Source organism: Pseudomonas sp. SAS7, from assembly GCF_052112345.1.
In the GTDB taxonomy this organism is placed as follows: domain Bacteria; phylum Pseudomonadota; class Gammaproteobacteria; order Pseudomonadales; family Pseudomonadaceae; genus Aquipseudomonas; species Aquipseudomonas putida_Q.
Window position 1 is genome coordinate 117,759 of the sequence record NZ_JBEGGO010000002.1, and the last position, 15,442, is coordinate 133,200.

The 15,442-nt window shown below is 59.0% G+C and carries 16 protein-coding genes; 15 read left to right on the forward strand and 1 reads right to left on the reverse strand.

Features of this window, described 5'->3' with window-relative positions; translation table 11 throughout:
* Window positions 1-18: 18 nt before the first annotated feature.
* Window positions 19-1,563 (reverse strand): chromosomal replication initiator protein DnaA, encoded by a 1,545-nt coding sequence (dnaA, locus tag ABI582_RS04085; RefSeq protein WP_019470308.1) that lies wholly within the window; start codon window positions 1,561-1,563, stop codon window positions 19-21.
* Window positions 1,564-2,159: 596 nt separating this feature from the next.
* Between dnaA and rpmH the strand changes: the two genes are divergently transcribed.
* From rpmH to atpA, 15 genes are all read left to right on the forward strand, one after another.
* Window positions 2,160-2,294, forward strand: coding sequence for a 50S ribosomal protein L34 (rpmH, locus tag ABI582_RS04090; protein ID WP_003253163.1), 135 nt, complete (start codon window positions 2,160-2,162; stop codon window positions 2,292-2,294).
* Window positions 2,295-2,307: 13 nt separating this feature from the next.
* Window positions 2,308-2,712 (forward strand): ribonuclease P protein component, encoded by a 405-nt coding sequence (gene rnpA, locus ABI582_RS04095; protein WP_019470307.1) that lies wholly within the window; start codon window positions 2,308-2,310, stop codon window positions 2,710-2,712.
* Window positions 2,705-2,950, forward strand: coding sequence for a membrane protein insertion efficiency factor YidD (gene yidD / locus ABI582_RS04100; protein WP_075046823.1), 246 nt, complete (start codon window positions 2,705-2,707; stop codon window positions 2,948-2,950). Before rnpA ends, yidD begins: the two co-directional genes overlap by 8 nt.
* Window positions 2,951-2,952: 2 nt before the next feature.
* Complete coding sequence (gene yidC, locus ABI582_RS04105) at window positions 2,953-4,635, forward strand: membrane protein insertase YidC (RefSeq protein ID WP_016502301.1); 1,683 nt, start codon at window positions 2,953-2,955, stop codon at window positions 4,633-4,635.
* Window positions 4,636-4,723: 88 nt separating this feature from the next.
* Window positions 4,724-6,094, forward strand: a complete 1,371-nt coding sequence (gene mnmE, locus ABI582_RS04110; RefSeq protein ID WP_049275249.1) for a tRNA uridine-5-carboxymethylaminomethyl(34) synthesis GTPase MnmE — start codon at window positions 4,724-4,726, stop codon at window positions 6,092-6,094.
* Window positions 6,095-6,684: 590 nt separating this feature from the next.
* On the forward strand, window positions 6,685-8,577 hold the full coding sequence (gene mnmG, locus ABI582_RS04115) for a tRNA uridine-5-carboxymethylaminomethyl(34) synthesis enzyme MnmG (RefSeq protein WP_442118475.1): 1,893 nt from the start codon (window positions 6,685-6,687) through the stop codon (window positions 8,575-8,577).
* Window positions 8,574-9,224 (forward strand): 16S rRNA (guanine(527)-N(7))-methyltransferase RsmG, encoded by a 651-nt coding sequence (gene rsmG / locus ABI582_RS04120; RefSeq protein ID WP_338745670.1) that lies wholly within the window; start codon window positions 8,574-8,576, stop codon window positions 9,222-9,224. Before mnmG ends, rsmG begins: the two co-directional genes overlap by 4 nt.
* Window positions 9,225-9,242: 18 nt before the next feature.
* Window positions 9,243-10,034, forward strand: a complete 792-nt coding sequence (locus ABI582_RS04125; protein ID WP_016502297.1) for a ParA family protein — start codon at window positions 9,243-9,245, stop codon at window positions 10,032-10,034.
* Between the two features lie 9 nt (window positions 10,035-10,043).
* Window positions 10,044-10,916 (forward strand): ParB/RepB/Spo0J family partition protein, encoded by an 873-nt coding sequence (locus ABI582_RS04130; protein WP_016502296.1) that lies wholly within the window; start codon window positions 10,044-10,046, stop codon window positions 10,914-10,916.
* 148 nt (window positions 10,917-11,064) lie between these two features.
* A complete protein-coding gene (locus ABI582_RS04135; protein ID WP_008092225.1) occupies window positions 11,065-11,472 on the forward strand; it encodes a F0F1 ATP synthase subunit I in 408 nt (135 codons plus the stop codon).
* Between the two features lie 16 nt (window positions 11,473-11,488).
* Complete coding sequence (gene atpB, locus ABI582_RS04140) at window positions 11,489-12,358, forward strand: F0F1 ATP synthase subunit A (RefSeq protein WP_016489912.1); 870 nt, start codon at window positions 11,489-11,491, stop codon at window positions 12,356-12,358.
* Between the two features lie 142 nt (window positions 12,359-12,500).
* Window positions 12,501-12,758: a F0F1 ATP synthase subunit C gene (gene atpE, locus ABI582_RS04145; RefSeq protein ID WP_003097235.1), complete on the forward strand. Its 258-nt coding sequence runs from the start codon at window positions 12,501-12,503 to the stop codon at window positions 12,756-12,758.
* Window positions 12,759-12,814: 56 nt separating this feature from the next.
* Window positions 12,815-13,285, forward strand: coding sequence for a F0F1 ATP synthase subunit B (locus tag ABI582_RS04150; protein ID WP_003253189.1), 471 nt, complete (start codon window positions 12,815-12,817; stop codon window positions 13,283-13,285).
* Between the two features lie 12 nt (window positions 13,286-13,297).
* Window positions 13,298-13,834, forward strand: a complete 537-nt coding sequence (locus ABI582_RS04155; RefSeq protein WP_003253191.1) for a F0F1 ATP synthase subunit delta — start codon at window positions 13,298-13,300, stop codon at window positions 13,832-13,834.
* Between the two features lie 21 nt (window positions 13,835-13,855).
* Window positions 13,856-15,400 (forward strand): F0F1 ATP synthase subunit alpha, encoded by a 1,545-nt coding sequence (gene atpA / locus ABI582_RS04160; protein ID WP_012274911.1) that lies wholly within the window; start codon window positions 13,856-13,858, stop codon window positions 15,398-15,400.
* Window positions 15,401-15,442: the final 42 nt, after the last annotated feature.

The window sequence follows — 15,442 nt, forward strand, 5'->3', positions numbered from 1 at the left end:
TAGCTGCGCAGACGGCCATCAGGTCGTCAGCGTCCGCAGCAGGTTCTTGTAGTCCTCGCGGATGTCCGCGTCGGATTCCTTCAATTCATTGATCTTGCGGCAGGCGTGCAGCACGGTCGTGTGGTCGCGACCACCGAACATGTCGCCGATTTCCGGCAGGCTGTGGTTGGTCAGCTCCTTGGACAGGGCCATGGCCACCTGACGTGGACGCGCGACAGAACGCGAACGACGCTTGGACAACAGATCAGAGATCTTGATCTTGTAGTACTCGGCGACGGTTCGCTGAATGTTATCCACACTCACCAGTTTATCTTGCAGCGCCAGCAAGTCTTTTAGCGACTCACGGATCAGCTCGATGGTGATGTCGCGGCCCATGAAGTGCGAGTGGGCAATCACCCGCTTCAGTGCACCTTCCAGCTCACGTACGTTGGAGCGAATGCGCTGGGCAATGAAGAAGGCCGCATCATGTGGCAACTCGACCTTGGCCTGGTCGGCCTTCTTCATCAGGATCGCTACGCGCGTTTCCAGCTCTGGCGGCTCTACAGCCACCGTCAGCCCCCAACCAAAGCGCGACTTCAGGCGCTCTTCCAGGCCTTCGATTTCCTTGGGGTAACGGTCAGAGGTAAGGATTACCTGCTGGCCGCCTTCAAGCAGGGCGTTGAAGGTGTGGAAAAACTCTTCCTGCGAGCGCTCTTTGCGGGCAAAGAACTGGATATCGTCGATCAGCAACGCATCCACCGAACGGTAGAAGCGCTTGAATTCATTGATGGCGTTGAGCTGCAGCGCCTTGACCATGTCTGCGACGAAGCGCTCGGAGTGCAGGTACACGACTTTGGCGTTCGGGTTCTTCCTCAGCAGGTGGTTACCCACAGCATGCATAAGGTGGGTTTTACCCAGGCCAACGCCGCCATACAGGAACAGCGGGTTATAGCCATGCTTGGGGTTATCAGCCACCTGCCAGGCAGCCGCGCGCGCCAGCTGGTTCGACTTACCTTCGACGAAGGTGTCGAAGGTGAAAGTGCGATTCAGGTAACTGGTGTGCTTGAGCGCCCCTTCCACCTGGACGGTGCGCTGTTCGGTCCGGGCATTGCTGGCTGGCGCCGACACAGGCTCGGCCATGGCATCAAAGCTGTCACGCGAGGACGGCTCTGCCAATTCATTGACCAGTACAGGCTCGGTGGCCGTGACAGCAACGGGTTCGACCGCTGCCGCTACCGGCACAGGCTTTTGTGCCTGGCTCTGCGACCGGGTCTGCGCCAGCGAAGCGGCTACCGCGGCGCTGACAGGCGCGTTGGGCGCGGCACGTGGGGCCGAGCTGCGGCGGCTGCCTATTAATAAGGAAAGGGCAGGCGCAATGCCGCTGCCGTTCTCACCCAACAGCTCGAGCAAGCGGCTCAGGTACTTTTCATTGACCCAATCGAGAACGAAACGGTTAGGCGCATAGACGCGCAACTCGTCGCCTTCGGCTTCGACCTGTAGCGGACGGATCCAGGTGTTGAATTGCTGGGCAGGCAGTTCATCGCGCAGAAGCTCCACGCACTGCTGCCAAAGTTCCACTGACACGGATATCCCCTGAGTTTGAAAGCCGGATGAGGCAAAAGCAAACCGCCATTGTACCGGTCGAGCGTTCAGTTATCCACATGTGGACACGTTAGGAACCATGACAAAACAGCCATTTATCGACCAAAAAGGCTTTACCTCACTGTGAATAAGCCCTGTGGATAAACGACCATGAGGGCTATGCACAACCCTGGGTCCAGATCTGTTGATAACTCAACTGTGGATAAGCGGCATTTTAATCCACAGGTTTCGACCACGATGGAAACAAGCGCAGCACCGGTTGAGAACAAGGTTTTAAAACTCTGTACAGTTCGTATTTACTGGCCTACAGAAGGTTATCCACAGAAGGTTATCCACCTAAGATTTATAAGTTATTCAGAAAAGCTTTTTATATGTCTCTTCTTTTTTTTCATGTTGTCCCCGATTCGTGTGTCCGATCAAGCACCCCCTTGAGGATGACCGAGCAGGCACCGTCCATCACACGGCCTATAGGGAATAGCTGGTTGGAAATTGACCTACGGGCTTGCTTTCTCTAGAATCGCCGGTCTCTTAAAAAGGGGGCCATCCCGGCCCGTCGTCGACAAACCAGGTAACACGCCATGAAACGTACTTTCCAACCAAGCACCATCAAGCGCGCCCGCACCCACGGTTTCCGTGCCCGTATGGCTACCAAGAACGGCCGTGCTGTTCTGTCGCGTCGTCGTGCCAAAGGCCGTAAGCGTCTGGCCATTTGATTTTTCGGCACAGGTGGTGAGTCAGGACTTCAGTCGGGAAAAGCGACTGCTTACACCCCGACACTTCAAAGCGGTCTTCGACTCCCCAACCGGCAAGGTTCCAGGGAAAAACCTGCTGATCCTTGCTCGCGAGAACGGTCTCGATCACCCACGTCTCGGCCTGGTGATTGGCAAGAAGAGCGTCAAGCTCGCCGTTCAACGCAACCGCCTCAAGCGCTTGATGCGCGATTCCTTTCGTCTGAACCAGCAATCGCTTGCCGGGTTGGACATCGTGATCGTCGCGCGCAAGGGATTGGGTGAGATAGAAAACCCGGAATTGCACCAACACTTTGGCAAGCTCTGGAAACGCCTGGCACGCAGCCGGCCAACACCAGCAGTCACCGCCAATTCCGCAGGGGTAGACAGCCAAGATGCGTAAACTGGCACTCGTTCCGATCCAGTTTTACCGTTACGCCATTAGTCCTCTGATGGCCAGTCACTGTCGTTTTTTCCCCAGTTGCTCCTGTTACGCTTATGAAGCCATCGAAAACCATGGCCTCTGGCGTGGTGGGTGGCTGGCCGTTCGTCGCCTGGGGCGTTGTCATCCGTGGAATGACGGCGGTTTCGACCCCGTTCCACCCGCTCCTTCCTCCCGAACTTCTTCGATAGCCGAGTAATCATGGATATTAAACGCACGATCCTGATCGCCGCGCTGGCAGTCGTGTCCTACGTCATGGTCCTGAAGTGGAACGATGACTACGGCCAGGCTGCCCTGCCGACTCAGAATACTGCTGCCAGCACTGTTGCGCCGGGCTTGCCCGATGGCGTGCCGGCCGGTAACAACGGCGCCAGCGCCGATGTACCGAGCGCCAACGCCGAATCGAGCCCTGCCGAACTGGCACCGGTCGCACTCAGCAAGGACCTGATCCGAGTCAAGACCGACGTTCTGGAACTGGCTATCGATCCGGTCGGTGGTGACATCGTCCAGTTGAACCTGCCGAAGTACCCACGCCGTCAGGACCACCCGAACATTCCGTTCCAGTTGTTCGACAACGGTGGTGAGCGTGTTTACCTGGCACAAAGCGGTCTGACCGGTGCCAACGGCCCGGATGCCCGCGCCAGCGGCCGCCCGCTGTATGCCGCCGAGCAGAAGAGCTACCAGCTGGCCGACGGCCAGGAACAACTGGTGGTCGACCTGAAGTTCAGCGACAACGGTGTCAACTACATCAAGCGCTTCAGCTTCAAGCGCGGTGAGTACGACCTGAATGTCAGCTACCTGATCGACAACCAGAGCGACCAGGCCTGGAGCGGCAACATGTTTGCCCAGCTCAAGCGTGACGCCAGCGGCGATCCGTCCTCGAGCACTGCCACTGGCACCGCCACCTACCTGGGCGCCGCCCTGTGGACAGCTTCCGAGCCTTATAAAAAGGTCTCGATGAAGGACATCGACAAAGGTAGTTTGAAAGAAAATGTGTCCGGCGGCTGGGTTGCATGGCTGCAGCACTACTTCGTGACCGCCTGGATTCCGGCCAAGTCGGACAACAACGTTGTCCAGACCCGCAAGGACAGCCAGGGCAACTACATCATCGGCTACACCGGCCCAGCCCTCAGCGTACCTGCTGGTGGCAAGGTCGAAACCAGCGCCATGCTGTACGCCGGCCCGAAGATCCAGTCCAAGCTGAAAGAGTTGTCCCCAGGCCTGGAACTGACCGTAGACTACGGCTTCCTGTGGTTCATCGCCCAGCCGATCTTCTGGCTGCTGCAACATATCCACAGCCTGCTGGGTAACTGGGGCTGGTCGATCATCGTGCTGACCATGCTGATCAAAGGCCTGTTCTTCCCGCTGTCGGCTGCCAGCTACCGCTCCATGGCGCGCATGCGTGCTGTTGCGCCCAAGCTCGCCGCGCTGAAGGAACGCTTCGGTGACGATCGCCAGAAGATGTCCCAGGCGATGATGGAGCTGTACAAGAAAGAGAAGATCAACCCGCTGGGCGGCTGCCTGCCGATCCTGGTGCAGATGCCGGTATTCCTGGCCCTGTACTGGGTACTGCTGGAAAGCGTGGAAATGCGCCAGGCCCCATGGATGCTGTGGATTACCGACCTGTCGATCAAGGATCCGTTCTTCATCCTGCCGATCATCATGGGCGCCACCATGTTCATTCAGCAGCGCCTGAACCCGACGCCGCCGGATCCGATGCAGGCCAAGGTGATGAAAATGATGCCGATCATCTTCACCTTCTTCTTCCTGTGGTTCCCGGCTGGTCTGGTGCTGTACTGGGTTGTGAACAACTGCCTGTCGATTTCGCAGCAGTGGTACATCACTCGCCGTATCGAAGCAGCCACCAAAAAAGCTGCTGCTTGACGGGCTAGTACGCTAGCCTGTGAATAAAAAACGCCCCCTAGTGGGGCGTTTTTGCTATCTGTCGTTTTTGTCGTAGAGGCTTTCGAGCATGAACACTGTGCGTGAAACCATCGCCGCCATCGCTACCGCCCAAGGCCGCGGTGGTGTGGGTATTGTCAGGTTGTCCGGCCCCTTGGCCAGCAAGGCCGGGCAGTTGATCACCGGCCGTACGCTGACCCCTCGCCATGCCCATTACGGCCCGTTCCGCGACGATGAAGGCCTGGTGCTGGACGAGGGGATCGCGTTGTTCTTCCCTGGGCCCAACTCGTTCACCGGCGAAGATGTGCTCGAACTCCAGGGCCACGGTGGCCCGGTGGTCCTGGACATGCTGCTGCAGCGCTGTGTACAAGTTGGCTGTCGCCTGGCCCGCCCAGGTGAGTTCAGCGAACGCGCGTTCCTCAACGACAAGCTCGACCTGGCCCAGGCCGAAGCCATTGCCGACCTGATCGAGGCCAGCTCCAGCCAGGCGGCACGTAACGCCCTGCGCTCGCTGCAGGGGGAGTTCTCCAAGCGTGTGCACAGCCTGACCGAGGCGCTGATTGCCCTGCGCATCTACGTCGAGGCAGCAATCGACTTCCCCGAAGAGGAGATCGACTTCCTCGCCGATGGCCACGTCCTGTCGATGCTCGATGCAGTGCGTGGCGAGTTATCCACCGTGCAACGCGAGGCCGGGCAGGGTGCCTTGCTGCGTGACGGCATGACGGTGGTCATCGCCGGGCGGCCGAACGCCGGCAAGTCGAGCCTGCTGAACCAGCTGGCTGGTCGGGAAGCCGCCATTGTCACCGATATCGCCGGCACCACCCGGGACATCCTGCGCGAACATATCCACATCGACGGTATGCCGCTGCACGTGGTCGATACCGCCGGTTTGCGTGATACCGATGACCATGTGGAAAAGATCGGCGTAGAACGCGCCCTGAAGGCCATTGGCGAGGCCGATCGTGTGTTGCTGGTGGTCGACTCCACCGCGCCCGAGGCCAGCGACCCGTTCGCGTTGTGGCCCGAGTTTCTCGATCAGCGGCCCGACCCGGCCAAGGTCACGCTGATTCGCAACAAGGCCGACCTGAGTGGCGAGCGGGTAGCGTTGGAACAGTGCGATGACGGCCATGTGACCATCACCCTCAGTGCCAAGGGCGACGACACAGGGCTGCAACTGCTGCGCGACCATCTCAAGGCCTGCATGGGTTACGAACAGACGGCAGAGAGTGGTTTCAGTGCCCGCCGGCGCCACCTGGATGCCTTGCGCCAGGCCAGCGAGCACCTGGAGCACGGCCGTGCACAGTTGACCTTGGCGGGCGCAGGAGAGCTGCTGGCAGAGGACTTGCGCCAGGCCCAGCATGCCCTGGGGGAAATTACCGGGGCGTTCAGCTCGGATGACCTGCTGGGGCGGATTTTCTCCAGCTTCTGCATCGGCAAGTAATCCACAGCCAGGCTAGACCAAGGCCGCTCCTTCGGGAGCGGCTTTTTTTTGCCTGAAATTCGTTGCGGGAGATGACCACAGTGAGGTCAACAGCGCACCTGTGGGATCGGGCATGCCGGCGAAGACGCCAGTACAACCGCTAGATCTCTGTGGCTGGACCGACGTTTTTGCATATTTTTGTCATCCACAACCTGAAAACTGAGGTCAGGAGCCCTGTGGAAAACCCATCTTCAGCTCAGTTGATAAGCAGGCTTTTTTCCTGAGGAGAAATCCGCCTGTGGGTAAATAGCCATTTCATCCACAGGCTAAATCGCGTTATCCATAGCCCTCATGGCACTCCAGACACAGGGTTTAATTTCTCTCTACACAGCGCCAGTAATGGCCTACAAAGCTTTATCCACAGATATCGTTGTGCATAAGAATAAACATAAAAACAAAGCTTTTATAAATTTCTTCTTGTTGATTTCTGTTGTCTGCCACTCATCCACAGACTGGTCAAAATTTGCTCAGACGGTTTCTTTAAAGGGGGTGAAGTCCCTATACTTGTCGGCTTACCTTCTCTATTCGCAAAAACAGGCACGAGGTGCGTGGTGGATTTCCCTTCCCGTTTTGAAGTGATCGTCATCGGCGGCGGCCATGCCGGTACCGAGGCTGCGCTTGCGTCTGCACGCATGGGTGTAAAAACCCTGCTGCTGACCCATAACGTGGAAACCCTCGGTCACATGAGCTGCAACCCCGCCATCGGCGGTATTGGCAAAAGCCATCTGGTCAAAGAGATCGATGCCCTCGGTGGCGCCATGGCGCTGGCCACCGACAAGAGCGGCATCCAGTTCCGCGTTCTGAACAACCGCAAGGGCCCGGCGGTACGCGCCACCCGTGCACAGGCCGACCGCGCCATCTACAAGGCGGTGGTGCGTGAAATCCTGGAAAACCAGCCAAACCTGTGGATATTCCAGCAGTCCTGTGACGACCTCATCGTCGAGCAGGACCAGGTCAAGGGCGTAGTTACCCAGATGGGTTTGCGTTTCTTCGCCGAATCGGTGGTACTGACCACTGGTACTTTCCTCGGCGGGCTTATCCACATTGGTTTGCAAAACCATTCCGGTGGCCGTGCCGGTGATCCACCCTCGATCGCCCTGGCCCACCGCATGCGTGAACTGCCGCTGCGCGTCGGCCGCCTGAAAACCGGGACGCCGCCACGCATCGATGGGCGCTCTGTGGATTTCTCGGTGATGACCGAGCAGCCAGGTGATACGCCGATCCCGGTCATGTCCTTCATGGGCAATGCCGAAATGCACCCACGGCAGGTGAGCTGCTGGATTACCCATACCAATGCGCGTACCCACGAGATCATCGCCTCGAACCTCGATCGTTCGCCGATGTACTCGGGTGTGATCGAAGGCGTCGGGCCGCGCTACTGCCCATCGATCGAAGACAAGATCCACCGGTTCGCCGACAAGGAAAGCCACCAGGTGTTCATCGAGCCCGAAGGCCTGAACACCCATGAGCTGTACCCCAACGGTATTTCCACTTCGCTGCCGTTCGACGTGCAGCTGGAGCTGGTGCGTTCGATCCGCGGCATGGAAAACGCCCACATCGTCCGCCCGGGCTACGCCATCGAGTACGACTACTTCGACCCGCGTGACCTCAAGTACAGCCTCGAGACCAAAGTCATCGGTGGCCTGTTCTTCGCCGGGCAGATCAACGGCACCACCGGTTACGAAGAAGCCGGTGCCCAGGGCCTGCTGGCCGGGACCAACGCCGCATTGCGCGCACAGGGCCGCGAAAGCTGGTGCCCGCGGCGCGACGAGGCGTACATCGGCGTGCTGGTCGACGACCTGATTACCCTGGGTACCCAGGAGCCGTACCGCATGTTCACTTCGCGGGCCGAGTACCGCCTGATCCTGCGCGAAGACAACGCCGACCTGCGTCTGACCGAGAAAGGCCGTGAACTGGGCCTGATCGACGATCAGCGCTGGGCCGCCTTCTGCGCCAAGCGTGACGGCATCGAGCGTGAGGAACAGCGCCTGAAGTCGACCTGGGTTCGGCCGAACACCGAACAAGGCCAAGCCATTGTGGATAAGTTCGGCACGCCGCTCAGCCACGAGTACAGCCTGCTGAACCTGTTGGCGCGCCCGGAAATCGACTACGTCGGGCTGATCGAGGCGACCGGCGGTGACGCAATCGATCCACAGGTCGCCGAGCAGGTCGAGATCCGCACCAAGTACGCGGGCTACATCGACCGCCAGCAGGATGAAATCGCTCGGCTGCGCGCCAGCGAAGACACCCGCCTGCCTGTGGATATCGACTACACGACGATTTCCGGCCTGTCCAAGGAGATCCAGGGCAAGCTGGGCCAGACCCGCCCGGAAACCCTGGGCCAGGCTTCGCGCATCCCAGGCGTGACCCCGGCGGCGATTTCCCTGTTGCTGATTTACTTGAAAAAACGCGGCGCTGGCCGCGAATTGGAGCAAAGCGCTTGAGTTCCCTGGTCACCCCGCAACACGCTGAAGAGTTGTCCACAGGTGCGCGCCAGCTCGGTGTAGAGCTGAGTGCCGAGCATCACGAGAAATTGCTCGGCTACCTGGCCCTGTTGATCAAATGGAACAAAGCCTACAACCTCACTGCCGTGCGCGACCCGGACGAGATGGTGTCGCGCCATCTGCTCGACAGCCTGAGCGTCATGTCGTTTATCCACAGCGAGCGTGAAAACTGGCTGGATGTTGGCAGCGGTGGTGGCATGCCTGGTATCCCGTTGGCTATCCTGCATCCGCACAAGCGCGTGACGGTGCTGGACTCCAACGGCAAGAAGACCCGCTTCCTGACCCAGGTGAAAATGGAGCTCAAACTGGACAACCTCACGGTTATCCACAGCCGGGTCGAAGCCTTCCAGCCGGCGCAGCCGTTCGACGGAATCATCTCCCGCGCCTTCAGCAGCATGGAGAACTTCACCAACTGGACCCGCCATCTGGGCGACACCGGGACGCAATGGCTTGCAATGAAGGGGCTGCATCCTGCCGATGAACTGGTAGCATTGCCCGCAGACTTCACAGTGGAAAGCGAACAGGCCCTGACCGTTCCAGGTTGCCAGGGCCAGCGCCATCTGCTGATACTGCGCCGCAAGGCATGACTGGGAACACGCGCATCAATGGCTAAGGTATTCGCAATCGCGAACCAGAAAGGTGGTGTAGGCAAGACCACCACCTGTATCAATCTCGCCGCCTCGCTGGCCGCGACCAAGCGTCGTGTGCTGCTGATCGACCTCGATCCGCAGGGCAACGCCACCATGGGCAGCGGTGTGGACAAGCACGAGCTCGAGCACTCGGTCTACGACCTGCTGATCGGGGAATGCGACCTGGCCCAGGCCATGCATTACTCCGAGCACGGTGGGTTCCAGTTGCTGCCGGCCAACCGCGACCTGACCGCCGCCGAGGTGGTGCTGCTGGAAATGCAGGTCAAGGAGAGCCGTCTGCGCAACGCACTGGCGCCCATCCGTGAGAACTACGACTACATCCTCATCGACTGCCCGCCGTCGCTGTCGATGCTCACGCTCAACGCCCTGGTCGCTTCCGATGGCGTGATCATCCCCATGCAGTGCGAGTACTACGCACTGGAAGGCCTCAGCGACCTTGTGGATAACATCAAGCGCATCGCCGCCCGGTTGAATCCGGAGCTGAAGATCGAGGGCTTGCTGCGGACCATGTACGACCCTCGGCTGAGCCTGAACAACGATGTTTCGGCGCAGCTGAAGGAACACTTTGGCCCGCAGCTGTACGACACGGTCATTCCGCGCAATATTCGCCTGGCCGAGGCCCCCAGCTTCGGCATGCCGGCACTGGCCTACGACAAGCAATCGCGCGGCGCGCTGGCTTATCTGGCCCTGGCCGGGGAACTGGTTCGCCGTCAGCGCCGTCCATCACGCACTGCACAAACAACTTAAGGAATCCGTATGGCCGTCAAGAAACGGGGTCTCGGACGTGGGTTGGATGCACTGCTCAGTGGTCCTTCCGTCAGCGCGCTCGAAGAGCAGGCTGTGAAGATCGACCAGAAAGAACTGCAACACCTGCCGGTCGAGCTGATCCAGCGTGGCAAGTACCAGCCGCGTCGGGACATGGACCCGGAGGCGCTGGAAGAGCTCGCTCATTCGATTCGCAGCCATGGCGTCATGCAACCGATCGTGGTCCGCCCGATCGGCGACAACCGCTTCGAGATCATCGCCGGTGAGCGCCGCTGGCGCGCGACCCAGCAGGCCGGCCTGGACACGATCCCGGCCATGGTCCGCGAAGTGCCCGATGAAGCCGCCATTGCCATGGCGCTGATCGAGAACATCCAGCGCGAAGACCTCAACCCGCTGGAAGAGGCGATGGCCCTGCAGCGTCTGCAGCAGGAATTCGAGCTCACCCAGCAACAGGTGGCCGACGCCGTGGGCAAGTCGCGGGTCACCGTGGCCAACCTGCTACGCCTGATCACCTTGCCGGAGGCGATCAAGACCATGCTCGCCCACGGTGACCTGGAGATGGGCCACGCACGCGCATTGCTCGGCCTGGACGAAAACCGTCAGGAGGAGGGGGCGCGTCATGTTGTCGCACGTGGTCTCACCGTGCGCCAAACCGAGGCACTGGTTCGTCAGTGGCTCAGTGACAAGCCTGATCCGGTCGAACCGAGCAAACCTGATCCGGATATCGCACGCCTTGAACAGCGGCTCGCAGAGCGCCTGGGCTCGGCCGTTCAGATCCGTCATGGCAACAAGGGCAAGGGCCAGTTGGTTATTCGTTACAACTCGCTTGACGAGTTGCAAGGCGTGCTTGCTCACATCCGCTGAAACAATTCCTGTTGTAGCGCGCAGTCGGAAATCACTACGAAGAGTTGAATAGGGGTTAATCCACCCCTATACTCTGCGCGCATTTTGTCGGCACAAATTATGCCAAGTCATAGCTGACTTGTTGGTCGACTTCCGAGGAGCAGTTGTGATGGAAATCCGCACGCCAAACCGCCTGCCTTTCCATCGCTGGGCGGTTTTTCCGGTACTGCTGGCTCAATTCGTCGTACTGCTGCTGGCAACCCTGGTGTTGTGGCAGTGGAAAGGGGCGGTCAGTGGATATTCAGGCCTTTGCGGAGGTTTGATTGCGTGGCTGCCCAATGTGTATTTCGCCTGGAAGGCTTTTCGCTTCAGCGGAGCTCGGGCAGCACAAGCCATCGTCAAGTCGTTCTACGCTGGCGAGGCAGGCAAGATGATTTTGACGGCAGTGCTTTTTGCACTGACCTTCGCAGGAGTGAAGCCACTGGCGCCGTTAGCAGTATTCGGCGTCTTCGTGTTGACCCTTTTGGTCAGCTGGTTCGCGCCCCTGCTGATGAATAAAAGACTTTCGAGACCTTAGGGCGTTTGAGGCAACCATGGCAGCAGAAACCGCTTCGGGCTATATCCAGCACCACTTGCAGAACCTGACCTACGGTCAACTACCAGACGGCAGCTGGGGCTTTGCCCATTCGGCTGCAGAAGCCAAGGCAATGGGCTTCTGGGCGTTCCACCTGGACACCCTGGGTTGGTCCGTCGCGCTGGGTCTGATCTTCCTGTTCATTTTCCGCATGGCGGCAAAGAAGGCGACTTCCGGCCAGCCTGGCGGTCTGCAGAACTTCGTGGAAGTGATGGTCGATTTCGTCAACGGCAGCGTGAAGGACTCCTTCCACGGCCGTAGCCCGGTAATCGCACCGCTGGCATTGACCATCTTCGTCTGGGTATTCCTGATGAACGCCGTCGACCTGGTACCGGTCGACTGGATTCCTCAGCTGGCCATCCTGATTTCCGGTGATCCGCACATTCCGTTCCGCGCCGTGTCGACCACCGACCCGAACGCGACCCTGGCCATGGCCTTCAGCGTGTTCGCCCTGATCATCTTCTACAGCATCAAGGTCAAGGGCCTGGGCGGCTTCATCGGTGAGCTCACCCTGCACCCGTTCGGCAGCAAGAACATCTTCGTGCAGATCCTGCTGATTCCGGTCAACTTCCTGCTCGAATTCGTCACCCTGATCGCCAAGCCGATCTCGCTGGCACTGCGTCTGTTCGGCAACATGTATGCCGGCGAACTGGTGTTCATCCTGATCGCTGTCATGTTCGGCTCCGGCCTGCTGTGGCTCAGCGGCCTGGGTGTGGTGCTGCAATGGGCGTGGGCTGTGTTCCACATCCTGATCATCACCCTGCAAGCTTTCATCTTCATGATGCTGACCATCGTCTACCTGTCGATGGCGCACGAAGATAACCATTAAGACCGCCTGGCGTGTCTGATAGCCTTCCCCGCCTGTTCGGGGGGAGGGCTTAAAAAGTCCGCAAGGGCAGCTGTACTCACGATTTGTTTTACCGCTTCAAACTAAAAACCTAACCAATACGACGTAAAAGTCGGGAGGAAAGATGGAAACTGTAGTTGGTCTGACCGCTATCGCTGTTGCTCTGCTGATCGGCCTGGGTGCTCTGGGTACCGCCATTGGTTTCGGCCTGCTGGGCGGCAAATTCCTGGAAGGCGCTGCTCGTCAGCCAGAAATGGTTCCGATGCTGCAGGTCAAAATGTTCATCGTTGCCGGTCTGCTCGACGCCGTAACCATGATCGGTGTTGGTATCGCTCTGTTCTTCACCTTCGCGAATCCGTTCGTTGGTCAGATCGCCGGCTAATCACTCGTCACCACGAGTTGATGGCTGTATGAATTAAGACCGAGCGAGGTGTTGGCGTGAACATTAATGCAACCCTGATTGGCCAATCCGTTGCTTTCCTGATTTTTGTACTCTTCTGCATGAAGTATGTATGGCCTCCGGTCATCACTGCCCTGCAAGAGCGCCAAAAGAAGATTGCCGACGGCTTGGACGCTGCCAACCGCGCAGCTCGCGACCTGGAGCTGGCCCAAGAGAAAGCGGGTCAGCAACTGCGTGAAGCTAAAGCACAGGCAGCCGAAATCATTGAGCAAAGCAAGAAACGCGCTGCTCAGCTTGTCGAGGAAGCCCGTGAACAGGCCCGCGTCGAAGCTGACCGTGTGAAGGCTCAGGCTCTGGCCGAGATCGAACAGGAACTGAACAGCGCTAAAGATGCCCTGCGTGCCCAAGTGGGTGCTCTGGCCGTTGGCGGTGCTGAAAAGATCCTTGGCGCCACAATCGATCAAAACGCGCATGCGGAGCTGGTTAACAAACTGGCCGCTGAAATTTAAGCGAGGGCGATCATGGCAGAACTGACCACGTTGGCCCGACCTTACGCTAAGGCTGCCTTTGAGCATGCCCAGGCCCATCAGCAACTGGCCAATTGGTCAGCCATGCTCGGCCTGGCTGCTGCGGTGTCGCAAGACGACACCATGCAGCGCCTGCTCAAGGCCCCGCGACTGACGAGCGCAGAAAAGGCCGCCACGTTCATTGACGTGTGCGGTGACAAGTTCAATGCACAGGCACAGAATTTCATTCATGTTGCCGCGGAAAACGACCGTCTCCTGCTTCTGCCGGAGATTGCCGCTCTGTTTGACCTGTACAAGGCCGAGCAAGAGAAATCCGTGGACGTGGAAGTCACCAGTGCCTTCGCGTTGAACCAAGAACAGCAAGACAAACTCGCCAAGGTTCTCAGTGCACGGTTAGGCCAGGAAGTGCGCCTGCACGCGTCGGAGGATGCCAGCCTGATTGGCGGCGTCGTCATCCGCGCTGGTGACCTGGTAATCGATGGCTCTGTTCGCGGCAAAATCGCGAAACTGGCCGAAGCATTGAAATCTTGAGTTTGAAGGGGCAGCAGAGCAATGCAGCAACTCAATCCTTCCGAAATTAGTGAAATCATCAAGGGCCGCATCGACAACCTCGATGTGAGCTCCCAAGCCCGTAACGAAGGTACCGTCGTTTCGGTTTCCGACGGTATCGTGCGGATCCACGGTCTGGCCGACGTCATGTACGGCGAAATGATCGAGTTCCCGGGCGGCGTCTACGGCATGGCCCTGAACCTGGAGCAAGACTCCGTAGGTGCAGTGATCCTGGGTGCCTACGACACCCTCGCCGAAGGCATGAGCGCCAAGTGCACCGGCCGCATCCTGGAAGTTCCGGTTGGTAAGGAACTGCTGGGTCGCGTCGTCGACGCACTGGGCAACCCGATCGACGGCAAAGGTCCTCTGGGCAACACCCAGACCGACGCGGTCGAGAAAGTAGCTCCAGGCGTGATCTGGCGTAAGTCGGTAGACCAGCCTGTACAGACTGGCTACAAATCCGTCGACGCCATGATCCCTGTCGGCCGTGGCCAGCGTGAGCTGATCATTGGCGACCGTCAGATCGGCAAGACCGCCATGGCCATCGATGCCATCATCAACCAGAAAGACTCCGGTATTTTCTGTGTTTATGTAGCTGTCGGCCAGAAGCGTTCCACCGTTGCCAACATCGTTCGCAAGCTGGAAGAAAACGGCGCCCTGGCCAACACCATCGTGGTTGTTGCCAGTGCCTCGGAATCCGCCGCACTGCAATTCCTGGCGCCATACGCCGGTTGCACCATGGGCGAGTTCTTCCGTGACCGCGGTGAAGACGCTCTGATCGTTTACGATGACCTGTCCAAGCAGGCCGTTGCCTACCGTCAGATCTCCCTGCTGCTGCGCCGTCCACCAGGACGTGAAGCGTACCCAGGCGACGTGTTCTATCTCCACTCCCGTCTGCTGGAGCGTGCATCGCGCGTTTCGGAAGAGTACGTCGAGAAGTTCACCAACGGTGCTGTCACTGGCAAAACCGGTTCCCTGACCGCTCTGCCGATCATCGAAACCCAGGCTGGCGACGTTTCCGCGTTCGTTCCGACCAACGTGATTTCCATCACCGACGGTCAGATCTTCCTGGAATCGGCCATGTTCAACTCGGGCATCCGCCCGGCAGTGAACGCCGGTGTTTCGGTATCCCGCGTAGGTGGTGCCGCTCAGACCAAGATCATCAAGAAGCTGTCCGGTGGTATTCGTACCGCGCTGGCTCAGTACCGTGAACTGGCAGCATTCGCCCAGTTCGCGTCCGATCTGGACGAAGCGACCCGCAAGCAGCTGGAGCATGGTCAGCGCGTTACCGAGCTGATGAAGCAGAAACAGTACGCGCCAATGTCCATCGCGGACATGGCCCTGTCGCTGTACGCCGCTGAGCGTGGCTTCCTGACCGACGTAGAAGTCTCCAAGATCGGCAGCTTCGAGCAAGCACTGATCGCCTTCTTCAACCGTGATCACGCTGAACTGATGGCGAAGATCAACGTGAAGGGTGACTTCAACGACGAAATCGACGCAGGCCTGAAAGCCGGTATCGAGAAGTTCAAGGCCACCCAGACCTGGTAAGCCGCAGCGGGGGCCCTGGCCCCCGCTTGCTAACCTGATAGG

Coding starts and splice junctions, on each gene's coding strand:
- rpmH (WP_003253163.1), top strand. CDS start 2,160: ATGAAACGTACTTTCCAACCAAGCACCATCAAGCGCGCCCGCACCCAC.
- yidD (WP_075046823.1), top strand. CDS start 2,705: ATGCGTAAACTGGCACTCGTTCCGATCCAGTTTTACCGTTACGCCATT.
- yidC (WP_016502301.1), top strand. CDS start 2,953: ATGGATATTAAACGCACGATCCTGATCGCCGCGCTGGCAGTCGTGTCC.
- mnmE (WP_049275249.1), top strand. CDS start 4,724: ATGAACACTGTGCGTGAAACCATCGCCGCCATCGCTACCGCCCAAGGC.
- ABI582_RS04125 (WP_016502297.1), top strand. CDS start 9,243: ATGGCTAAGGTATTCGCAATCGCGAACCAGAAAGGTGGTGTAGGCAAG.
- ABI582_RS04130 (WP_016502296.1), top strand. CDS start 10,044: ATGGCCGTCAAGAAACGGGGTCTCGGACGTGGGTTGGATGCACTGCTC.
- ABI582_RS04135 (WP_008092225.1), top strand. CDS start 11,065: ATGGAAATCCGCACGCCAAACCGCCTGCCTTTCCATCGCTGGGCGGTT.
- atpB (WP_016489912.1), top strand. CDS start 11,489: ATGGCAGCAGAAACCGCTTCGGGCTATATCCAGCACCACTTGCAGAAC.
- atpE (WP_003097235.1), top strand. CDS start 12,501: ATGGAAACTGTAGTTGGTCTGACCGCTATCGCTGTTGCTCTGCTGATC.
- ABI582_RS04155 (WP_003253191.1), top strand. CDS start 13,298: ATGGCAGAACTGACCACGTTGGCCCGACCTTACGCTAAGGCTGCCTTT.
- atpA (WP_012274911.1), top strand. CDS start 13,856: ATGCAGCAACTCAATCCTTCCGAAATTAGTGAAATCATCAAGGGCCGC.